This is a genomic window from Pseudomonas rhizozeae (genome assembly GCF_031583775.1).
Lineage (GTDB): Bacteria > Pseudomonadota > Gammaproteobacteria > Pseudomonadales > Pseudomonadaceae > Aquipseudomonas.
Map to the genome: position 1 here is coordinate 102,496 of NZ_JAVLSB010000037.1, position 21,407 is coordinate 123,902.

Below are 21,407 nucleotides of genomic sequence, written 5' to 3' on the forward strand. Positions count from 1 at the left end.
TCTTTTATGACTTCCCCTAATTCCAAGTGGCCATGAACGAAATCTCCGCTCCCGAGCAATACGATCTGCAAACCGCTGCCCTCAAGGTGCCGCCGCATTCCATCGAGGCCGAACAGGCCGTGCTCGGTGGTCTGATGCTGGACAACAACGCCTGGGAACGTGTGCTCGATCAAGTCTCTGATGGTGATTTCTATCGGCATGACCACCGCCTGATCTTCCGTGCGATCGCCAAGCTCGCCGATCAGAACATGCCAATCGACGTGGTGACCCTGGCCGAGCAATTGGACAAGGAAGGCCAGACCTCGCAAGTGGGCGGCCTCGGCTACCTCGGCGAACTGGCAAAGAACACCCCGTCGGTCGCCAACATCAAGGCCTACGCGCAGATCGTCCGCGAACGGGCCACCTTGCGCCAACTGATCGGCATCAGCACCGAGATCGCCGACAGCGCCTTCAACCCTGAAGGCCGCACCGCCGCGGAAATCCTTGACGAAGCCGAGCGGCAGATCTTCCAGATCGCAGAGGCCCGGCCGAAAACCGGCGGCCCGGTGAGCGTCAATGACCTGCTGACCAAAGCCATTGACCGGATCGATACGCTGTTCAACACCGACAACGCCATCACTGGCCTGTCCACCGGGTACACCGACCTCGACGAGAAGACCAGCGGCCTGCAGCCGTCCGACTTGATCATCGTCGCCGGTCGTCCGTCGATGGGTAAAACCACCTTCGCGATGAACCTGGTGGAAAACGCCGTGTTGCGCAGCGAGAAAGCGGTGCTGGTGTACTCCCTCGAGATGCCTGGCGAATCGCTGATCATGCGGATGTTGTCGTCCCTGGGTCGCATCGACCAGACCAAGGTCCGCTCCGGCCAACTGGAAGATGACGATTGGCCGCGCCTGACCTCGGCGGTCAACCTGCTCAATGACCGCAAACTGTTCATCGACGATACCGCGGGCATCAGCCCCTCGGAAATGCGTGCGCGGACCCGCCGCCTGGTGCGCGAGCACGGCGAAGTCGGCCTGATCATGATCGACTACTTGCAACTGATGCAGATCCCCGGCTCCAGCGGTGACAACCGGACCAACGAGATTTCCGAGATCTCCCGGTCCCTGAAAGCCCTGGCGAAAGAGTTCCAGTGCCCGGTGGTGGCGCTGTCGCAGCTCAACCGTTCTCTGGAGCAACGGCCGAACAAGCGCCCGGTGAACTCCGACTTGCGGGAATCCGGAGCGATCGAGCAGGATGCCGACGTGATCATGTTCGTCTACCGCGACGAGGTGTATCACCCGGAAACCGAGCACAAAGGCATCGCCGAGATCATTATCGGTAAGCAGCGGAACGGCCCCATCGGTTTTGTCCGTCTGGCGTTCATCGGCAAATACACCCGCTTCGAAAATTTGGCGCCGGGCAGCTATAACTTCGACGACGACGAATAAGTCGCGTTGTCGCTTTCGTGAGGGAGCTTGCTGCAATCTTCCTTTTGTGGCGAGGGAGCTTGCTCCCGCTGGGCTGCGCAGCAGACCTCGATCAGGCGAGCGCTGCGCACTCGAGCGGGAGCAAGCTCCCTCGCCACAAGGGTTCGTGGTTGCCAATGACATTTGCTTCAGCCAATTCCGACCATAGCCGTCGGAATTGGTTATTTTTTGTGCTATATTCCGCGCCCGCGATTTTTCATCTCAACACCGGTCATCGTCATGCAAACAGCCAAGCCGTTATTTGACTATCCCAAGTACTGGGCCGAATGTTTCGGTCCCGCGCCATTCCTGCCGATGAGCAGGGAGGAGATGGATCAGCTTGGCTGGGATTCGTGCGACATCATCATCGTTACCGGTGATGCCTACGTCGATCATCCATCGTTCGGCATGGCGATCATCGGCCGGCTGCTGGAGTCGCAAGGCTTCCGCGTCGGGATCATTGCCCAGCCCAACTGGCAGTCCAAAGACGACTTCATGAAGCTCGGCGAGCCGAACCTGTTTTTCGGCGTCGCGGCCGGCAACATGGACTCGATGATCAACCGCTACACCGCCGACAAGAAAATCCGCTCTGATGACGCTTATACGCCGGGCGGCATGGCGGGCAAGCGGCCGGACCGCGCCAGCCTGGTTTACAGCCAGCGCTGCAAGGAAGCCTATAAGCATGTGCCGATCGTGCTCGGCGGCATTGAAGCGTCCCTGCGCCGCATCGCCCATTACGACTACTGGCAGGACCGGGTGCGCAATTCGATCCTGATCGACGCTTGCGCCGATATCCTGCTGTACGGCAACGCCGAGCGGGCCATCGTCGAAGTGGCGCAGCGCCTGTCCTATGGCCACAAGATCGAAGACATCACCGACGTGCGCGGCACCGCGTTCATTCGTCGCGACACCCCGAAAGACTGGTACGAAGTGGACTCCACGCGTATCGACCGCCCGGGCAAGGTCGACAAGATCATCAACCCCTACGTCAACACCCAGGACACCCAGGCCTGCGCGATTGAGCAAGAGAAAGGCCCGGTCGAAGACCCGAACGAAGCCAAGGTCGTGCAGATCCTCGCCAGCCCTCGGATGACCCGCGACAAGACCGTCATCCGTCTGCCCTCCGTGGAAAAAGTCCGTGGCGATGCGGTGTTGTACGCTCACGCCAACCGCGTGCTGCACCTGGAAACCAACCCAGGTAACGCCCGTGCGCTGGTGCAGAAGCATGGCGAAGTCGACGTCTGGTTTAACCCGCCGCCGATTCCGATGACCACTGAAGAAATGGACTACGTGTTTGGCATGCCTTACGCGCGGGTTCCGCACCCGGCGTACGGCAAGGAGAAGATTCCGGCCTACGACATGATTCGCTTCTCGGTGAACATCATGCGTGGCTGCTTCGGCGGCTGCACCTTCTGCTCGATCACCGAGCACGAAGGCCGGATCATCCAGAACCGTTCCGAAGAGTCGATCATTCGCGAAATCGAAGAGATCCGCGACAAGGTTCCGGGCTTCACCGGCGTGATCTCCGACCTCGGTGGCCCGACCGCGAACATGTACCGCATCGCTTGCAAGAGCCCGGAAATCGAATCCGCGTGCCGCAAGCCGTCCTGCGTGTTCCCCGGTATCTGCCCGAACCTGAACACCGACCACTCTTCGCTGATCCAGTTGTACCGCAGCGCCCGTGCCTTGCCGGGTGTGAAGAAGATTTTGATCGCCTCCGGCCTGCGTTACGACCTCGCGGTCGAGTCGCCGGAATACGTTAAAGAGCTGGTGACCCACCACGTCGGTGGTTACCTGAAGATCGCCCCGGAACACACCGAGGAAGGTCCGCTCAACCAGATGATGAAACCGGGCATCGGCAGCTATGACAAGTTCAAGCGCATGTTCGAGAAGTACACCAAGGAAGCGGGCAAGGAGCAGTACCTGATTCCTTACTTCATCGCCGCCCACCCCGGCACCACCGATGAAGACATGATGAACCTGGCGCTGTGGCTCAAGGGCAACGGTTTCCGCGCCGACCAGGTGCAGGCGTTCTACCCGTCGCCGATGGCCACCGCCACTGCGATGTACCACTCGGGCAAGAACCCGCTGCGCAAGGTCACCTACAAGAGTGACGCGGTGACTATCGTCAAGAGCGAAGAACAGCGTCGTCTGCACAAAGCCTTCTTGCGTTATCACGACCCAAAGGGCTGGCCAATGCTGCGTGAAGCGCTGACCCGCATGGGCCGCGCCGACCTGATCGGGCCGGGCAAGCACCAGTTGATCCCGTTGCATCAGCCGGCGACCGACAGCTACCAAAGCGCCCGTCGTAAGAATTCGACACCGGCCGGCAGCCATAAAGTGGCGGGGGAGAAGACCACCAAGATCCTCACCCAGCACACCGGCCTGCCACCGCGCGCGAGCGACGGCGGCAACGCGTGGGACAAGCGCGAACAGGCCAAGGCCGCCGCGTTTGCCCGCAACCAGCAAGCCGCCAAGGAGCGCAAGGATGCGGCCAAGGGCAAAGGGCCGAAACCGGCCCGCAAGCCGGTTGTGCCGCGCTAAGCTTTGACGTGGATGAACAGAACGCCAACCCTCGGGTTGGCGTTTTGCATGGTGGGCTTTACAGAGGCTGGTCTTGGGTCGGGGCTACTGGCCGCATCGCTGGCAAGCCAGCTCTCACAGGGATTCCTGTCGTCAACAAATTCTGCACCCACAGACAAAACCTGTGGGAGCGAGCCCGCTCGCGAATGAGCCAGTCGTGACACCGATGAATCCCGACCCTCGGCACATCCCGCCACATTTACGTGCAATCCTCGCAAAGCATTTTCCCGCATCGCCCGATTTTGGTGCTGTACTGCCTGAAGTCGTTCGCGAAAGCGCCGCACCTGCCGTGTGGCATAAGTCTTGCGCGCTGTCGAATACGCTTTAGGCTCGCAGGAGGCACGCCGTGTCGATACATGTCGCATTGCACCATGTCACGCATTACCGCTACGACCGCGCCGTCGAACTCGGCCCACAGATCGTCCGCCTGCGCCCGGCTGCCCACAGCCGCACGCGGATTCTCTCCTATGCCCTGAAAGTCTCGCCCGAGCAGCATTTCATCAACTGGCAGCAAGATCCCCAGGGCAATTACCTGGCGCGGTTGGTGTTCCCGGAAAAGACCGATGAACTGCGCATTGAAGTCGACTTGCTGGCGGAAATGGCGGTGTTCAACCCGTTCGACTTCTTCCTTGAACCCTACGCCGAGCGCATTCCGTTCACTTACGCGTCCGATGAGCGCAAGGAACTGGCGCCGTACCTGGAAACCCTGCCGCTCACGCCGAAGTTCAAGGCCTACCTCGACGCCATCGACCGCACGCCGTTGCCGGCGGTGGATTTCCTGGTGGCACTGAACCAGCGGCTGAGCGAAGACATCGGCTACCTGATCCGCATGGAGCCGGGGGTGCAAACCCCTGAGCACACCCTGGAACATGCGTCCGGTTCGTGCCGCGACTCGGCCTGGTTGCTGGTGCAGTTGTTGCGCAATCTCGGGCTGGCCGCGCGTTTTGTCTCCGGCTATTTGATCCAGTTGACCGCCGACGTCAAAAGCCTCGACGGGCCTTCCGGCACAGAAGTGGATTTCACCGACCTGCACGCCTGGTGCGAAGTCTACCTGCCAGGTGCCGGCTGGATCGGCCTGGACGCCACGTCAGGGCTGTTCGCTGGTGAAGGACATATTCCGTTGGCCTGTAGTCCCGATCCGGGCTCTGCGGCACCGATCAGCGGCTTGGTCGAACCTTGCGAGACGCAATTCACTCACGAAATGTCGGTGGAGCGGATCTGGGAGGCGCCACGGGTCACCAAGCCCTACACCGAAGAACAATGGAAGGCGATCCAGGCCCTCGGCCGGCAGATTGATGCCGACCTGCTTGAAGGCGACGTGCGCCTGACCATGGGCGGCGAGCCGACCTTCGTCTCTATCGACGACCCGGACGGCGAGGAATGGAACACCGCCGCGCTCGGCGCGGACAAGCGCAAGCTCTCGGCGGAACTGTTCCAGCGCATGCGCAAGCACTATGCGCCCAAAGGCCTGGTGCACTTCGGCCAGGGCAAGTGGTACCCCGGCGAGCAACTGCCGCGCTGGTCGCTGAACTGCTACTGGCGCCGCGACGGCGTGCCGATCTGGCACAACAGTGCGCTGATTGCCGATGAGCAGCAGGACTACGGCGCCGATGGCGAATTGGCCGGGCGTTTTCTGGCGAGTGTCGCCGAACGCCTGAAAATTCCCACGCGCTTCGTGTTCCCGGCCTACGAAGACAATTTCTATTACCTGTGGCGCGAGGGCGCCTTGCCGTCGAACGTCAGTGCTGAAGATTCACGCCTCGAAGAACCGCTGGAGCGCGCGCGGTTGCGCAAAGTCTTCAGCCAGGGCCTCGACAAAGTCATTGGCCAGGTCCTGCCGCTGGCGCGCACCGCCAAGGGCGATCAATGGCAGAGCGGTCGCTGGTACCTGCGTGACAACCATTGTCGACTGGTGCCGGGGGATTCGCCGCTGGGCTATCGCCTGCCGCTGGGTTCGCAGCCGTGGGTGACGGCGGCGGAATATCCGTTTATCCACCCCAACGATCCGAACCAGGAATTTCCGACCCTGCCGGACACGGTCCAGCTCAAAAGCCCGGGTCTCGCCGCCGAGGCTATGGATAAAGAACCGAAGATCGACGAGTCCGCCGATTGGCTGACCCGCACCGCATTCTGCGCCGAGGCCCGCAACGGTCGCTTGTACCTGTTCATGCCGCCGCTGGAGCGGGTCGAGGATTACCTGGAACTGGTCACCGCGATTGAGGCCACCGCCCAGGAGTTGCACTGCCCGGTGCTGCTCGAAGGCTATGAACCGCCGAGCGATCCGCGCCTGTGCAACTTCCGCATCACCCCGGATCCGGGCGTGATCGAGGTCAATGTGCAGCCGTCCGCCAGTTGGGACGAGTTGGTCGAGCGCACCGAGTTTCTCTACGAAGAGGCCCGGCAGAATCGCCTGACCACCGAGAAGTTCATGATCGATGGCCGGCATACCGGCACGGGTGGCGGTAACCATTTCGTCCTCGGCGGCGCGACCCCGGCGGACTCACCGTTTCTGCGCCGGCCGGATCTGCTGCGCAGCCTGATCAGTTACTGGCATAACCACCCGTCCTTGTCCTACCTGTTCTCCGGCTTGTTCATTGGCCCGACGTCCCAGGCGCCGCGAGTCGACGAGGCGCGCAATGACGCCTTGTACGAGCTGGAAATCGCTTTTGCGCAGATGCCGGCGCCGGGCGAAGAGTGCGCGCCTTGGCTGGTCGACCGGTTGCTGCGCAACCTGCTGATTGATGTGACTGGCAATACTCACCGCGCCGAGTTCTGCATCGACAAGCTGTACTCGCCGGACGGTGCCACTGGGCGTCTCGGCCTGCTCGAACTGCGGGCCTTCGAAATGCCGCCGCACGCACGCATGAGCCTGGCCCAGCAATTGTTGCTGCGGGCGCTGGTGGCGCGGTTCTGGCGTGAGCCTTACGCGCCGGCAAAACTGGCGCGCTGGGGCACCGAGCTGCACGACCGTTTCATGCTGCCGCACTTTATCGAGCAGGACTTCGCCGATGTGATGGTCGACCTGAACGCCGCCGGATATCCGGTGCGCGCCGAATGGTTTGCCGCGCACCTGGAGTTCCGCTTCCCGAAAGTCGGAGATTACGCAGTCAGCGGCATCGAGCTGGAAGTCCGGCAGGCCCTTGAGCCCTGGCACGTGCTGGGCGAAGAGGGCACCGCTGGCGGCACCGTGCGCTACGTGGATTCGTCGCTGGAGCGCTTGCAGGTCAAGCTCACCGGCCTGGCGCCGCAGCGTTATCTGCTGACCTGCAACGGGGTGCCGGTGCCGTTGCAGCCGACCGGGCGAGTGGGCGAATTCGTCGCCGGAGTGCGTTTCCGCGCCTGGCAACCGGCTAACTGCCTGCAACCGACCATTCCGGTACACGCGCCGCTGGTGTTCGATGTGCTCGACACCTGGATGCAGCGTTCACTGGGCGGTTGCCAGTACCACGTCGCCCATCCGGGCGGGCGCAACTACGACAGCCTGCCGGTCAACGCCAACGAAGCGGAGAGCCGGCGGATGGCGCGATTCTTCCGGGTCGGTCACACACCAGGGAATATTCCGACGCCTGCGCTGGAGATCAACGACGAGCTGCCGATGACTCTCGATTTACGACGTTTCTAAATCAGACACGACGCTCGGATATTTCCGATATCCGGGTGTCATGTGCCTGCGTTAACCTGACTTTCCTTGCCGTCTGCCGAGCTTTCCATGCCTGACCTGCTTGACCGCTACCCGCGCACCACGGGCACGTATCACGAACTGCTCGATGACACGGGGAGGGTGCGCCCCCACTGGCAGCGGCTGTTCGATCAGTTGCAACGCAGCACGCCTGCGCAACTGGTGCAGCGCCAAGCCTTGCTGGCCCGGCAGATCCAGGAAAACGGCGTCACTTATAACGTTTATGCCGACCCCAAGGGCGCTGATCGGCCCTGGGAGCTGGACCTGTTGCCCCACGTGATTGCCGCCGATGAATGGCAGCACTTGTCGGCGGGCATCGCCCAGCGTGCGCGGTTGCTGAACGCAGTGCTGGCGGACCTGTACGGCCCGCAGCGCTTGATCAGCGAAGGTTTGCTGCCGGCCGAGTTGGTGTTCGGTCACAACAACTTCCTCTGGCCCTGTCAGGGCATCCAACCGCCGGACGGGGCCTTTTTGCACCTGTATGCGGTTGACCTGGCGCGCACGCCCGATGGTCGCTGGTGGGTCACGGCGGACCGTACCCAGGCGCCGTCGGGCGCGGGCTATGCCCTGGAAAACCGCACTATTGTGTCCCGGGCATTTCCCGAGTTGTACCGCGACCTGAAAGTGCAGCACCTCGCGGGGTTCTTCCGCTCGTTGCAGGAAACTCTCGCTCGCCAGGCCCCCAGCGACAACGAGACGCCATTGATCGTGCTGCTCACGCCGGGGCGCTTCAATGAAAGCTATTTCGAACATTTGTACCTCGCGCGCCAACTCGGCTATCCCCTGGTCGAAGGCGGCGACCTGACCGTGCGCGATGCCACGGTGTACCTGAAAACCCTCAGCGGCTTGCGCCGGGTCCACGCAATCATGCGCCGGCTCGACGACGACTTCTGTGACCCGCTGGAATTGCGCACCGACTCGGCGTTGGGTGTACCGGGTTTGCTGGAGGCGGTGCGTCAGGGGCGGGTGCTGGTGGCCAATGCCTTGGGCAGCGGTGTGCTTGAATCGCCAGGCTTGCTGGGGTTTTTGCCAAGGATCAGCCAATTTCTGTTTGGCGAAGATTTGATCCTGCCCTCCATTGCCACGTGGTGGTGCGGCGAAGCGCCGGTGCTGGCGCAAGCGCTGGAGAAGTTGCCGGAGCTGCTGATCAAACCGGCATTCCCCTCACAAAGTTTCGCCCCGGTGTTCGGCCGCGATCTCACAGAGCCACAGCGCCAGTCCCTGGCTGCGCGAATGCAGGCGCGGCCTTACGCTTACGTGGCACAAGAACTGGCGCAACTGTCCCAGGCGCCGATCTGGCAGGCCGAGGACGGGCAACTGCAACCGCGGGCCATCGGCATGCGGATGTATGCAGTGGCCAGTCGCAACGGTTATCGGGTGTTGCCCGGCGGGCTGACCCGTGTCGCGGCGCAGGCCGATGCCGAGGTGGTGTCGATGCAGCGCGGTGGCGCGAGCAAGGACACTTGGGTGGTCGGCGAACACGCACCCACCGGCGAGAAATGGACCGCCGAGCGAACCATCGGCGTTCACGATCTGGTGCGCCGCGATCCGTACCTGCCGTCGCGGGTGGTGGAAAACCTGTTCTGGTTCGGCCGTTATTGCGAGCGCTGCGACGACAGCGCGCGACTGTTGCGGATCATGCTCGCGCGCTATGTCGATGGCGACGATCCGCAAGCCTTGCAAGCGGCGGTCGACCTCGGCGAACGGCTGATGCTGTTGCCGGAGGAGGGCGAGTTGCCGGAGCGCCTGCTCGCCGCCTTGCTGGGTGATGACTGGTCGTTCAGTCTGCGTTCCAACTTGCAGCGCTTGCAGTGGGCGGCGTCCCAGGTTCGCGGCAAGTTGTCCCGGGAAAACTGGCAGGCGCTGGTGGAACTGCAGCGCGAAGCCCTGGAACTGGAAACCGAAGAACCGGATTTCGGCGAGTTGCTCGACTTCCTCAACCGCTTGGTGATGTCCCTGGCGGCGCTCTCCGGTTTCGCCCTCGACGACATGACCCGCGACGAAGGCTGGCGTTTTCTGATGATCGGCCGGCGCATCGAGCGTTTGCAGTTTCTCAGCAACAGCCTCGCGGCGTTCCTGCGAGGCAGCGGTGCCCACGATCAGGCCGGGCTGGAGTGGTTGCTGGAGCTGGGCAATAGCAGCATCACCTACCGCGCCCGCTATCTGGCCGTGGCGCAATTGGTCCCGGTGCTCGACTTGCTGTTGCTCGATGAACAAAACCCGCACGCGGTGCTGTTCCAGTTGAAGCTGGTGACGCGCTCGCTCAAGCGCTTGAACGATGACTTCGGCGCACCGCGCGAAGCCGGTTTGCCAGTGTTGGTGGAGCGACTGGCGCAATTCGATCTACGTTGCCTGGAAAACTCGCTGTTTGGTGCGGCCGCTGTTGAAGCTGCGGTCGAGGGCCTGGCTGATCTGCTGCAAGAGATTGCCGGGGCCAGTGGCCAAGTCTCGGATCGCCTGGCCCTGCGTCATTTTGCCCATGTCGACGACGTCAGCCAGCGCACGGTGTCTGTCTGATGAGCGCGCGTTATCAGATTTCCCACGACACTCATTATCACTACGACAGCCCGGTGTCCCTGGCGCAGCAGCTGGCGCATTTATGGCCACGGGATTGCGAGTGGCAGCGTTGCAGGGCGCGGCAGTTGCAGATCAGCCCGGACCCGACGGCTCGACGGGATGAACTGGACGTGTTCGGCAATCCGCTGACCCGCCTCGCGTTCGAGCGCCCCCACGACGAGTTGCGGGTGAATGCGCAATTGACGGTCGAAGTCCTCGCCCGGCCACTGCTGGATTTCAACCAGTCACCTGCCTGGGAATTGACCCGTCAGGCGCTTACTTACAGCAGTCAGCCATTGGCTCCGCAAATATTGGAAGCCTGCCGCTATCGTTTCGAATCCCCCTACGTCCACCTGAAGCGCAATTTCGTCGAATTCTCCGAAAGCTGCTTTCCCATTGGGCGGCCGTTGATGCTCGGGGTGCAGGCGTTGATGCACAAGATCTTCAGCGAGTTCACCTTCGACTCGGAAGCCACTCAGGTCGCCACTCCGCTGGTGGAAGTGCTGGAGCGCAAGCGCGGGGTGTGTCAGGACTTCGCGCACTTGATGCTGGCTTGCGTGCGTTCTCGCGGTCTGGCCGCCCGCTATGTCAGCGGGTACTTGCTGACCCAGCCACCGCCGGGCCAGCCACGGTTGATCGGCGCCGATGCGTCGCATGCCTGGGTTTCAGTGTTTTGCCCAGTGCTGGGTTGGGTCGATTTCGATCCGACCAACAACGTTCAGCCGGCGCTGGAGCACATCACCCTGGCCTGGGGCCGGGATTTTTCCGATGTGTCGCCGTTGCGTGGGGTGATTCTGGGAGGCGGCAATCATGACCCCGAGGTTCAGGTCACGGTGATGCCACTGGAGGAAGAGGTGCCGGTCTTCTGTGAGGGGCAGCAGCCAGGCTGCTGACCCCGGACACAGATCCGGTGGGCCAGATCAGAACATCGGCCCTGAGGTCTCAGGCGTCGGGCGCCCGATCTTTCGGTGCTTCAACATCATCTTCTGCGGCGACGTCACCCTCGGCTTCCGGGTTCAGTGCAGCGGCTTCTTCTTCAGCAGTGGCTTTCTTGCGCTGAAGCTTTTCCTCTTTCTTCTGCTCCTTGGCCAAGTCTCTCTGACGTTTGGCGAAGGAATAATTAGGTTTAGCCATGGGCGATCCTCTTGGGTCGAAGGTGAGGTTGAGCGGCGCGTATTCTGCCCTGTATCGAGGTCGAGCCGTTAGCTGGGTTTTCGCTCGAACCGTTTCGGAAGCACCGCCCGTTGCCAGAGGTCAGGTGTATCCGGCAGGCGTGGCGGCGACTCGCTCGGTGGCAGCATGTCACGGCGCTGCCCGCGAACGAAGCGTTCGCCGACGATATGAGCGAGAAAATCGCGCCAGAGGGGCTGGTCCGGATGATTCGGCGTTCAAGCTTCGCGTTTTGGGGTTTCGTACGTACCACTGGCGCCGCAGGCGTAGGCGGCGAGCAAACTGCAAAAAAGGCTGTTGATAAACATGGTGAGCGCTCCGGTATGTGGGTAAGCAAGTCGATGCGCCGATCATAGGTGCGCGCCCCGTGGGCCGGCTGTTTGATTGTCTCGATGGGGGCTATAGCGTCAAGTTGTATACAATTTTTTGATCCAGATCATAGGAACTTGCGAAAAATTCAGGCAGTCTTCTGCTCCAGACGATTCAATAACAACACCCTGCCTTGGAGAATCACCATGTTTGCCAAACTCGTTGCGGTATCCCTGCTGACGCTGGCCAGTAGCCAACTGATGGCCGCGGAGTGCGAGGTCACCGTCGACTCCACAGACCAGATGACCTTCAACACCAAGGACATCGCCATCGACAAGAGCTGCAAGACTTTCACCGTCAAGCTGACCCACGGCGGCACCCTGCCGAAGAACGTCATGGGCCATAACCTGGTGATCAGTAAAGAAGCCGACATGCAGCCGATCGCCACCGATGGCCTGGGCGCCGGTATCGACAAGGACTATCTGAAGGAAGGCGATACCCGTGTCATCGCCCACACCAAAATCATCGGCGCCAAAGAATCTGACTCGGTGACCTTTGATGTGTCGAAACTCGACCCGACGCAAAAATACGGCTTCTTCTGCTCGTTCCCGGGCCATATCTCGATGATGAAAGGCACTGTCACGCTGAAGTGATCAGGCTCCGCGCATAAAAAAGCGTCCATTGCGGACGCTTTTTTTTGTGCCTGGCTTTCAACCGATTGAGCCTGCTCGCGAATAGAAGGGTGAAGGCCTCTCACCTATCAAGGCGCAAACGGCAACACTCGTTTGTGCTCGGTCTTGCGGTAGGTATCGCAAATGATCTTGAACGCCTCGTCACGCACCGGTTTGCCGTGCAGGAACGCATCGATTTCGGCATAGGTCACGCCGTGCGACGCTTCATCTGGTTTGCCCGGTGACAAGTCTTCGAGGTCGGCGGTAGGGATTTTTTCCACCAGCGACTCCGGTGCGCCGAAATGCCGGGCAATCGACCGCACCTGGTTTTTCACCAACCCGCTCAGTGGCGCGAGGTCGCAGGCGCCGTCGCCGAACTTGGTGAAGAAGCCCATCACCGCTTCAGCGGCGTGGTCGGTGCCGATCACCAAGCCATGGGCGGCGCCAGCGATGGTGTATTGGGCGACCATGCGCATCCGCGCCTTGGTGTTGCCCAGCACGAAGTCCACCGACACCGCATGCTTACCTTCAAACGCCGCGACTTCGTTCGCCAGTGCCTTGACCGCCGGGCCGATGTTCACGGTGTGGCGTTCGTCCGGGTCGATGAAATCCACCGAGGCTTGTGCGTCGTGTTCATCGAACTGGGTTTCGTAGGGCAGGCGCACGGCGATGAATTTGTAACTGTCATCACCGCTGCGTTCGCGCAGTTCGCGGATCGCCCGCTGCGCCAGCAGGCCGGCGGTCAGCGAGTCGACGCCGCCACTGATGCCCAGCACCAGGGTCTTGAGCCCGGAATTGACCAGACAGTCCTGAATGAAGGCCACGCGCCGGGCGACTTCCGCGATCAGGGCAGCATTGTCGGCAAACGGTGGTTGAACGTTGAGCTGTTCAGCAATCTCACGCTGTACGGCTTGCATGAATTCACTCCTTGTTGGAAGTGCCAGTAGGGGCGGCAGGTACTTTGAAAACGTGTCGCAAATAGGCGACGAAATTCGGGTCCTTGCAGTGAGTCTTACCAGGCTCATCGGATATTTTGGCCACGGGCTGGCCGTTGCAGGCGGCCATTTTAAGCACGATGCTCATCGGCTCGACACCCGGAATATCGCACGTCAGGTTGGTACCGATCCCGAAGCTGACGTTGATGCGACCGCGCAACGCACGGAATATCTCCAGCGACTTGGGCAATGTCAGGCTGTCGGAGAACACCAAGGTCTTGCTCATCGGGTCGATGCCCAGCTTGTGATAATGCGCGATGGCTTTCTCGGCCCAGACCACCGGGTCGCCGGAATCGTGGCGCAAACCGTCGAAAAGCTTGGCGAAGTACAGGTCGAAATCACCGAGGAAGGCATCGGTGGTGATGCAATCGGTCAAGGCGATCCCTAGCAGACCACGGTATTCGCGAACCCAGCAGTCGAGCGCGGCGATTTGGCTGTCGATCAGACGCGGCCCCAGTTGCTGGTGCGCCATGATCCACTCGTGGGCCATGGTGCCCAGGGGTTTCATGTCGATTTCCCGGGACAGGTGCACATTGCTGGTGCCGACGAAGCGCCCAGGGAAGTCGTGCTTGAGCACATTCACCACTTCTTCCTGGACCCGGTAGGAAAACCGGCGCCGGGTGCCGAAGTCCGCCACTTGCAGCTCTGACAACTCGTCGGCGCCGGCGTTGGCGGTCAGCCAGTCGAACTTGCGGTACAACTGCTCGCGGGCCTGTTCCAGGACGATTTCGCGGTAGCGATAGCGGTTGCGCACTTCGCTGACGATCGCCAGCAGCGGCACTTCGAACAGGATCACGTGCAGCCACGGGCCACGCAGGCGGATAAACAATTCGCCGTTTTCGATACCGGTGTGGATGTAGCGCATGTTGAAGCGGAATAACCCGAGGAAGCGCAGGAAGTCCGGCTTCATGAAGCTGATGCGCTCCAGGAAACTCAACTGGTCGGCGCTCAGACTCAGCTCGGCCAGGCGTTCGACCTGAAAACGGATCTCAGCCAGATACGGGCGCAGATCCTCGCTGTTACGGCAACGAAACTCCCATTCCACTTCTACGTTCGGGTAGTTGTGCAGCACTGCCTGCATCATCGTCAGTTTGTAGAAGTCGGTGTCGAGCAGGTTCTGCACGATGCGATCGGCAAACACACTCTCGCTCATAACGGGAATCTCCAGGCTGGCCGCCGCCCGAGGGGGCAAGGGTCCAGCGATTTCATTGAGTAGGCATAGTGGCGCATATCAGCGGGCGTTTAGGCCAGCGCTTTTTTTGACGAAACCAATCACCGTTGGTGAGGGGGGAGTTCAGTCTTGCGCGGTGTCCAGGCCATCGATCTGTTCAAGCATCCATTTAACAAAATCCCGCACCTTGGGCACTTGCGCCGAATGTTCCGGGTAAGCCAGGTAGTAGGCGTCGCTGCTGGGCATCGCATGCTGCCAGGGAATGATCAGCTTGCCGTCGGCCAATTCCTCTTCCACCAGGAACCTGGGCAGCAAGGCCACCCCACAACCGACCTGGGCGGCGCGAATGCACATATAGAAAGTCTCGAAACGCGGGCCGTGATAGCTGTGTTCAGTCTGCAAGCCCTGGCTGTCGAACCAGTCGTGCCAGGCCTGTGGGCGTGAGGCGTTTTGCAGCAGCACCAGGTCCGTCAGTTGTCGTGGGTCGGTCAACGGTGCGTCCGGCAAACTGCCGGGGGCGCAGACCGGCACCAGTTCTTCGCCAAACAGTTTCAGGCATTCAGTGCCGGGGCGCGAACCCTGACCAAAGTAGAAGGCCAGGTCGGCGCGACCTTGCAGCAATTCGTCGGCTTCCTGCTCGTTGCACAGGTCCAGGTGAATCGACGGATGCCGCAGGCGCCAGCCCTTCAGGCGCGGCACCAGCCAGCGCGCGCCGAAGGTCGAGGGTGTCGACACCCGCAGTACTTCGGTCTCGCCGCCGTAGGAACGCAGGTAATGGGTCGACATCTCGACCTGAGTGAGGATTTTTCGGACTTCCACCAAGTACAAATCCCCGGCTGGGGTCATCTGCAAACGACGGCGCACTCGCAGGAACAACAAGTGCTGCAGCAACTCTTCGAGCTGCGCCACTTGCTTGCTCACCGCACTCTGGGTCAAGTTGAGCTCTTCGGCCGCGCGGGTAAAACTCAGGTGGCGGGTGACCGCTTCAAAACACTGCAGCGCGGTGATCGATGGCAAATGACGTTTATTGAGCATGGGCTTAGCCTTTGGTCCGGGCATTACGGCAGGCCTTCGCGGCGCTGCATGAATTAACGGAATGATATCTCGCTTAATCGTCGTTTGTTGACAAGCCTTCGGCCAGCTAAAACTACAGGTCTGATCAGCCGTCCCGAATCGGCTCTATACATTGTTTTTTTGCTTGAGGAGTAACCCATGGTTGCCGCATTGCTTGATCGTCTAGGTGTAAACCCGGCCCTGTACCAGAACGGCAAAGTGCCGGTGCATTCGCCAATCGACGGCAGCCAGATTGCCTCCGTGAACTGGGAAGGCGCTGCCGAAGTCGAGCAGCAGGTCAGTCGCGCAGAGCATGCGTTCGACCTGTGGCGTAAAGTGCCGGCCCCGCGCCGTGGCGAACTGGTACGCCAGTTGGGCGACATCCTGCGCGAATACAAGGCCGATCTCGGCGAGCTGGTGTCCTGGGAAGCGGGCAAGATCACCCAGGAAGGCCTGGGCGAAGTTCAGGAAATGATCGACATTTGCGATTTCGCGGTCGGCCTGTCCCGTCAGTTGTACGGCTTGACCATCGCCTCCGAGCGTCCGGGCCACCACATGCGTGAAACCTGGCATCCGCTGGGCGTGGTCGGCGTGATCAGTGCATTCAACTTCCCGGTCGCGGTCTGGGCGTGGAACACCACGTTGGCGCTGGTGTGCGGCAACCCGGTGATCTGGAAACCGTCGGAAAAAACCCCACTGACCGCCCTGGCCTGCCAGGCGCTGTTTGACCGCGTGCTGAAGAACTTCAGCGATGCGCCGCCGTACCTCAGCCAAGTCATCATCGGCGGCCGCGATGCCGGCGAAGCGTTGGTCGATGATCCGCGTGTCGCGCTGATCAGCGCCACCGGCAGCACCCGCATGGGCCGCGAAGTGGCGCCTAAGATCGCCGCGCGATTTGCCCGCAGCATCCTGGAACTGGGCGGTAACAATGCGATGATCCTCGCCCCAAGCGCCGACCTCGACATGGCCGTGCGCGCCATCCTGTTCAGCGCCGTGGGTACCGCGGGCCAGCGTTGCACCACGCTGCGCCGCTTGATCGCCCACGAATCGGTCAAGGACGAAATCGTCACCCGCCTCAAAGCCGCCTATTCCAAAGTGCGCATCGGCCACCCGCTGGAAGGCAACCTGATCGGCCCGCTGATCGACAAGCAAAGTTTCGAAGGCATGCAGGAGGCACTGGAACAGGCTTTGAGCGAGGGTGGCCGGGTGTTTGGCGGCGAGCGGCAGTTGGCGGATAAATTCCCTAACGCCTATTACGTTTCGCCTGCAATCGTTGAGATGCCGGAGCAAAGCGATGTGGTCCGCCACGAAACCTTCGCGCCAATCCTGTACGTGGTCGGCTACAGCGACTTCGCCGAAGCCGTGGAACTGAACAACTCGGTGCCACAAGGCCTGTCGTCGTGCATCTTCACCACTGACGTGCGTGAAGCCGAGCAGTTCATGTCCGACGTCGGCAGCGACTGCGGCATCGCCAACGTCAACATCGGCCCGAGCGGTGCGGAAATCGGCGGCGCATTCGGCGGTGAAAAAGAAACCGGCGGCGGTCGCGAATCCGGCTCCGACGCCTGGCGCGCCTACATGCGCCGCCAGACCAACACCGTGAACTACTCGCTGGAATTGCCGTTGGCGCAGGGCATTACGTTCGACTGATCATCGGCTCACGTAATACCCCTGTGGGAGCGAGCATGCTCGCGAATGCAATCTGTCAGCCGATAGCCTTGGCGATTGACACACCGCTTTCGCGAGCAGGCTCGCTCCCACACTGATTTGTGGGGATGGGTTAGGTTTCACTTTTGGAGTCTGGCAATGCCGTTACGCGAAGAGTGTCTGTGGGAAAAGTTGACGCCGCAGCGGCCGGATAACGCCGCGCTCATTGGTGAAGTGACGGTGGATGTCTGCGTGATCGGCGCCGGGTTTACCGGGTTGTCGGCGGCGGTGCATCTGCTGGAACAAGGCAAATCAGTGTGCGTGCTTGAAGCGCATCGCGCCGGGCATGGCGGCTCTGGGCGCAACGTCGGCTTGGTGAATGCCGGCATGTGGATTCCACCAGATGAGATCGAAGCCGGCTTCGGCGAAGCGGTGGGCAGCCAGCTCAACCGCATGCTCGGCGCCGCACCGGCATTGGTGTTCAGCCTGGTCGACAAATACAACATCGATTGCCAGTTGCGTCGCGAAGGCACGCTGCACATGGCGCACAACGCCCGTGGAGAAGCCGATCTGCGCAGTCGTGAAGCCCAATGGAAACGCCGTGGTGCACCGGTCGAGTTGCTGACCGGCACGCAATGCGAGCAAGCGACCGGCACCTCGAAAATCGCCGCCGCGCTGCTCGATCGTCGCGCCGGCACCATTAATCCGATGGCGTACACCACCGGGCTGGCGAACGCCGCCAAAGGCTTGGGCGGTCAATTATTTGACCATTCGCCGGTCACGCGTCTTGAACGCCAGGGTTCGCGCTGGTCGGTGCAGACGGCACAAGGTTCGGTGCTCGCTGAACAAGTGGTGATTGCGTCCAATGCCTACACCGAAGGCGACTGGACTGACCTGCGGCGCAATTTCTTTCCCGGTTATTACTACCAAGTCGCCTCGGTGCCATTGACCGATGACGCCGCACAGCGGATTCTGCCGGGCGGCCAGGGTTCGTGGGACACGCGGCAGGTGCTCAGCAGCATCCGCCGCGATCAGGACGGGCGCTTGCTGTTGGGCAGCCTGGGGAATGGCAATCAGAAACCGGCCTGGTTCCTCAAGGCCTGGGCCGATCGGGTGCAGCAGCATTATTTCCCGTACCTTAAACATGTCGAGTGGGAGTGCACCTGGACCGGGCGAATCGCGTTTACCCCGGACCATCTGATGCGTTTATTCGAACCGGCGCCCGGTTTGGTGGCAGTCACCGGGTACAACGGCCGGGGCGTGACCACGGGCACGGTGGTGGGCAAGGCATTTGCTGACTATCTGTGCCATGGAAATGCCCAGGCGCTGCCGATTCCCTTCGCACCGATGCAGCCCGTAGCGGGTGTCGGTTTACGCAGTTGTCTTTACGAGGCGGGCTTTTCCCTGTATCACGCAGGCCAGTGCTTGCGCATAGTGATTTGATTGTTGAATTTTGTTGCTGGAAGCGGCGCTTTTCAGCGTAGCGGCTAGCCTGTATTGGTGCGGGGGTGTAGCAGTCCCGCACCAGCAGTGTGCACTTCGGTGACGCAGGTTGTTACAGGCTGGTTGCACGCCGTTTAGTGTTGCGGTTGCAATGATGGCGCAAGCGGGTTGCGCCAATTGAAAATGATGGTTTCACCTTCTGCGGTTTAGACGGTTGCACGCCCCATGTAAAAGGGCTCGAAACAGTCGAAATAACAATAATGCAGCGACTTTTTGAAGAATAAAAAACCGATGGCACGGCCCTTGCTCTGAGCATTCAGTTGAAGTCGCAGTGCCAATTAAAAAAAACCTTGGAGCACCACCTCATGTCCCAGACGTTTTACAAGAAAGGCTTTCTGGCCCTCGCAGTGGCAACTGCTTTGGGTGTTTCTGCGTTTGCTCAAGCTGATGTGAAAATCGGTGTAGCGGGTCCAATGACCGGTGCCAACGCGGCATTCGGCGAGCAGTACATGAAGGGTGCACAGGCTGCAGCCGACGCGGTCAACGCGGCTGGCGGCGTCAACGGGGAAAAGATCGTCCTGGTCAAAGGCGATGACGCCTGCGAACCGAAACAGGCAGTGACGGTCGCCAAGGACCTCACCAACCAGAAAGTCGCCGGCGTGGTCGGTCACTTCTGCTCGTCGTCGACCATCCCGGCGTCCGAGATCTACGACGAAGCGGGCATCATCGCGATCACCCCGGGTTCCACCAACCCAACCGTGACCGAACGCGGCCTGAGCGCCATGTTCCGTATGTGCGGGCGTGATGACCAGCAAGGCATCGTGGCCGGCGACTACATCGTCGATGTGCTCAAGGGCAAGAAAGTCGTTGTGCTGCACGACAAGGACACCTACGGCCAAGGCCTGGCGGACGCCACCAAGGCTCAGCTGGAAAAACGCGGCGTGAAGCCAGTGCTGTATGAAGGCCTGACCCGTGGCGAGAAAGACTTCAGCGCCGTGGTTACTAAAATCCGCGCCGCTGGCGCTGACGTCGTCTACTTCGGCGGCCTGCACCCGGAAGCCGGTCCACTGGTTCGTCAAATGCGTGAACAAGGCCTCAAAGACGCCAAGTTCATGTCCGATGACGGCATCGTGACCGACGAACTGGTCACCACCGCTGGCGGCCCGCAATACGTCGACGGCGTGCTGATGACCTTTGGCGCCGACCCGCGCCTGCTGCCAGACAGCAAGGCCGTGGTTGACGCGTTCCGTAAAGCCGGTACCGAGCCTGAAGGCTACACCCTGTACGCTTACGCGTCGGTGCAGACCCTGGCTGCCGCTTTTAACGGTGCCAAGTCCAACAGCGGTGAAAAAGCAGCTGAATGGCTGAAGAAAAACACCGTCAAGACCGTCATGGGCGACAAGGCCTGGGACACCAAGGGTGACCTGAAAGTCTCCGACTACGTGGTTTACCAGTGGGACAAGGACGGCAAATACCACCAGTTGGAAAAACAGAAGTAATTTGAACGGTTGACCGGCCTGTGGAGAGGGAGTTTGCTCCCGCTGGGCTGCGCGGCAGTGCTCTGATGTTGGAGGACGCTGCGCGACCTGGCGGAGGCAAGCTCCCTCGCTGCAAAGATTGTGTTTACTGTTAGCTGACTGGTATCCGCCAGAAGGCCCGTCTGTCTTTTCTCGTAGAGCTGCACATCGGCCGTGTTGCGCGGAGGGCTGAACCCCAGACCGTCGTACCCGCCGTGTGCAGTCTCTCAAAATGCGTGAGATTGCGTTATGGATGGTATTTTCCTGCAGCAACTGGTCAACGGCCTGACCCTCGGGTCGGTCTATGGCCTGATCGCCATCGGCTACACAATGGTCTACGGCATCATCGGCATGATCAACTTCGCCCATGGCGAGGTTTACATGATTTCCGCTTACCTCGCGGCAATCAGTCTGGCTCTGCTGGCTTACTTCGGTATCGAATCCTTCCCGCTGCTGATGCTTGGCACGCTGATCTTTACCATCGTGGTGACCGCCGTTTACGGCTGGGTCATCGAGCGTGTCGCTTACAAACCCCTGCGCAACTCGACTCGTCTGGCGCCGCTGATCAGCGCCATCGGTATCTCCCTGATCCTGCAAAACTATGCCCAGATCTCCCAGGGCGCCAAGCAGCAAGGCGTTCCAACCCTGTTGACCGGTGCCCTGCGCATCGATGTCGGCTCGGGCTTCGTGCAGCTCACCTACACCAAGATCTTCATCCTGATCGCCGCGTTCGCTGGCATGGGCGTGCTGACCTACATCATCAAGTACACCAAGCTCGGCCGCATGTGCCGCGCAACCCAGCAAGACCGCAAGATGGCCTCGATCCTCGGTATCAACACCGACCGGGTAATTTCCTATGTGTTCATCATCGGTGCGGCCATGGCGGCCCTCGCCGGTGTGTTGATCACCATGAACTACGGCACCTTCGACTTCTACGCGGGCTTCATCATCGGCGTGAAGGCGTTCACCGCAGCGGTACTCGGCGGTATCGGCTCGTTGCCTGGCGCGATGCTCGGCGGGATTATCCTCGGCATTTCCGAGTCGCTGTTTTCCGGTCTGATCAACTCCGACTACAAAGACGTATTCAGCTTCTCGCTGCTCGTACTTGTTCTGGTCTTTCGGCCTCAAGGCCTGCTCGGCCGTCCTCTTGTGTCGAAGGTATAAA

Annotated in this window: 14 protein-coding genes; 10 read left to right on the plus strand and 4 right to left on the minus strand. The window is 60.9% G+C overall.

Features of this window, described 5'->3' with window-relative positions:
• Positions 1–32 precede the first annotated feature (32 nt).
• The 5 genes from dnaB (at position 33) to RG836_RS12070 (ending at position 11,159) form a co-directional block, all read left to right on the plus strand.
• Entirely contained in the window at positions 33–1,430 is a 1,398-nt protein-coding gene (dnaB, locus tag RG836_RS12050; protein ID WP_310845665.1) for a replicative DNA helicase, read from the plus strand.
• 258 nt (positions 1,431–1,688) lie between these two features.
• Complete coding sequence (locus RG836_RS12055; RefSeq protein WP_310845667.1) at positions 1,689–3,992, plus strand: YgiQ family radical SAM protein; 2,304 nt, start codon at positions 1,689–1,691, stop codon at positions 3,990–3,992.
• Between the two features lie 385 nt (positions 3,993–4,377).
• Positions 4,378–7,653: a transglutaminase family protein gene (locus RG836_RS12060; RefSeq protein WP_310845669.1), complete on the plus strand. Its 3,276-nt coding sequence runs from the start codon at positions 4,378–4,380 to the stop codon at positions 7,651–7,653.
• 87 nt (positions 7,654–7,740) lie between these two features.
• Positions 7,741–10,227 (plus strand): circularly permuted type 2 ATP-grasp protein, encoded by a 2,487-nt coding sequence (locus RG836_RS12065; protein WP_310845670.1) that lies wholly within the window; start codon positions 7,741–7,743, stop codon positions 10,225–10,227.
• The gene (locus tag RG836_RS12070) at positions 10,227–11,159 is read left to right on the plus strand and encodes a transglutaminase family protein (RefSeq protein ID WP_310845673.1); all 933 of its coding nucleotides are present in this window, start codon (positions 10,227–10,229) and stop codon (positions 11,157–11,159) included. Before RG836_RS12065 ends, RG836_RS12070 begins: the two co-directional genes overlap by 1 nt.
• Before the next feature lie 49 nt (positions 11,160–11,208).
• On the opposite strand, the gene RG836_RS12075 is transcribed toward RG836_RS12070, so the two are convergent.
• Positions 11,209–11,400, minus strand: coding sequence for a hypothetical protein (locus RG836_RS12075; protein WP_310845674.1), 192 nt, complete (start codon positions 11,398–11,400; stop codon positions 11,209–11,211).
• A 551-nt stretch (positions 11,401–11,951) separates the two neighbouring features.
• Between RG836_RS12075 and azu the strand changes: the two genes are divergently transcribed.
• Entirely contained in the window at positions 11,952–12,398 is a 447-nt protein-coding gene (azu, locus tag RG836_RS12080) for an azurin (protein WP_310845676.1), read from the plus strand.
• A 107-nt stretch (positions 12,399–12,505) separates the two neighbouring features.
• On the opposite strand, the gene nadE is transcribed toward azu, so the two are convergent.
• The 3 genes from nadE to RG836_RS12095 all read right to left on the minus strand — a co-directional run bounded on the left by nadE (position 12,506) and on the right by RG836_RS12095 (position 15,617).
• Positions 12,506–13,333 (minus strand): ammonia-dependent NAD(+) synthetase, encoded by an 828-nt coding sequence (nadE, locus tag RG836_RS12085; protein WP_310845677.1) that lies wholly within the window; start codon positions 13,331–13,333, stop codon positions 12,506–12,508.
• A 4-nt stretch (positions 13,334–13,337) separates the two neighbouring features.
• On the minus strand, positions 13,338–14,564 hold the full coding sequence (gene pncB / locus RG836_RS12090; RefSeq protein WP_310845678.1) for a nicotinate phosphoribosyltransferase: 1,227 nt from the start codon (positions 14,562–14,564) through the stop codon (positions 13,338–13,340).
• A gap of 141 nt (positions 14,565–14,705) precedes the next feature.
• On the minus strand, positions 14,706–15,617 hold the full coding sequence (locus tag RG836_RS12095; protein ID WP_310845680.1) for a LysR family transcriptional regulator: 912 nt from the start codon (positions 15,615–15,617) through the stop codon (positions 14,706–14,708).
• Positions 15,618–15,794: 177 nt separating this feature from the next.
• Here RG836_RS12095 and amaB point away from each other — a divergent pair, with 177 nt between their 5' ends.
• The 4 genes from amaB (at position 15,795) to RG836_RS12115 (ending at position 21,406) form a co-directional block, all read left to right on the plus strand.
• A complete protein-coding gene (amaB, locus tag RG836_RS12100; protein ID WP_310845682.1) occupies positions 15,795–17,285 on the plus strand; it encodes an L-piperidine-6-carboxylate dehydrogenase in 1,491 nt (496 codons plus the stop codon).
• Between the two features lie 156 nt (positions 17,286–17,441).
• A complete protein-coding gene (gene amaA, locus RG836_RS12105) occupies positions 17,442–18,725 on the plus strand; it encodes an L-pipecolate oxidase (protein ID WP_310845683.1) in 1,284 nt (427 codons plus the stop codon).
• Between the two features lie 365 nt (positions 18,726–19,090).
• Positions 19,091–20,224: an ABC transporter substrate-binding protein gene (locus RG836_RS12110; protein ID WP_310845684.1), complete on the plus strand. Its 1,134-nt coding sequence runs from the start codon at positions 19,091–19,093 to the stop codon at positions 20,222–20,224.
• A 267-nt stretch (positions 20,225–20,491) separates the two neighbouring features.
• Entirely contained in the window at positions 20,492–21,406 is a 915-nt protein-coding gene (locus RG836_RS12115) for an ABC transporter permease subunit (RefSeq protein WP_310845685.1), read from the plus strand.
• The last annotated feature ends 1 nt before the right edge of the window (position 21,407 follow it).

Coding starts and splice junctions, on each gene's coding strand:
- RG836_RS12070 (WP_310845673.1), top strand. CDS start 10,227: ATGAGCGCGCGTTATCAGATTTCCCACGACACTCATTATCACTACGAC.
- amaB (WP_310845682.1), top strand. CDS start 15,795: ATGGTTGCCGCATTGCTTGATCGTCTAGGTGTAAACCCGGCCCTGTAC.
- dnaB (WP_310845665.1), top strand. CDS start 33: ATGAACGAAATCTCCGCTCCCGAGCAATACGATCTGCAAACCGCTGCC.
- RG836_RS12075 (WP_310845674.1), bottom strand. CDS start 11,400: ATGGCTAAACCTAATTATTCCTTCGCCAAACGTCAGAGAGACTTGGCC.
- RG836_RS12115 (WP_310845685.1), top strand. CDS start 20,492: ATGGATGGTATTTTCCTGCAGCAACTGGTCAACGGCCTGACCCTCGGG.
- pncB (WP_310845678.1), bottom strand. CDS start 14,564: ATGAGCGAGAGTGTGTTTGCCGATCGCATCGTGCAGAACCTGCTCGAC.
- azu (WP_310845676.1), top strand. CDS start 11,952: ATGTTTGCCAAACTCGTTGCGGTATCCCTGCTGACGCTGGCCAGTAGC.
- nadE (WP_310845677.1), bottom strand. CDS start 13,333: ATGCAAGCCGTACAGCGTGAGATTGCTGAACAGCTCAACGTTCAACCA.
- amaA (WP_310845683.1), top strand. CDS start 17,442: ATGCCGTTACGCGAAGAGTGTCTGTGGGAAAAGTTGACGCCGCAGCGG.
- RG836_RS12055 (WP_310845667.1), top strand. CDS start 1,689: ATGCAAACAGCCAAGCCGTTATTTGACTATCCCAAGTACTGGGCCGAA.
- RG836_RS12065 (WP_310845670.1), top strand. CDS start 7,741: ATGCCTGACCTGCTTGACCGCTACCCGCGCACCACGGGCACGTATCAC.
- RG836_RS12110 (WP_310845684.1), top strand. CDS start 19,091: ATGTCCCAGACGTTTTACAAGAAAGGCTTTCTGGCCCTCGCAGTGGCA.
- RG836_RS12095 (WP_310845680.1), bottom strand. CDS start 15,617: ATGCTCAATAAACGTCATTTGCCATCGATCACCGCGCTGCAGTGTTTT.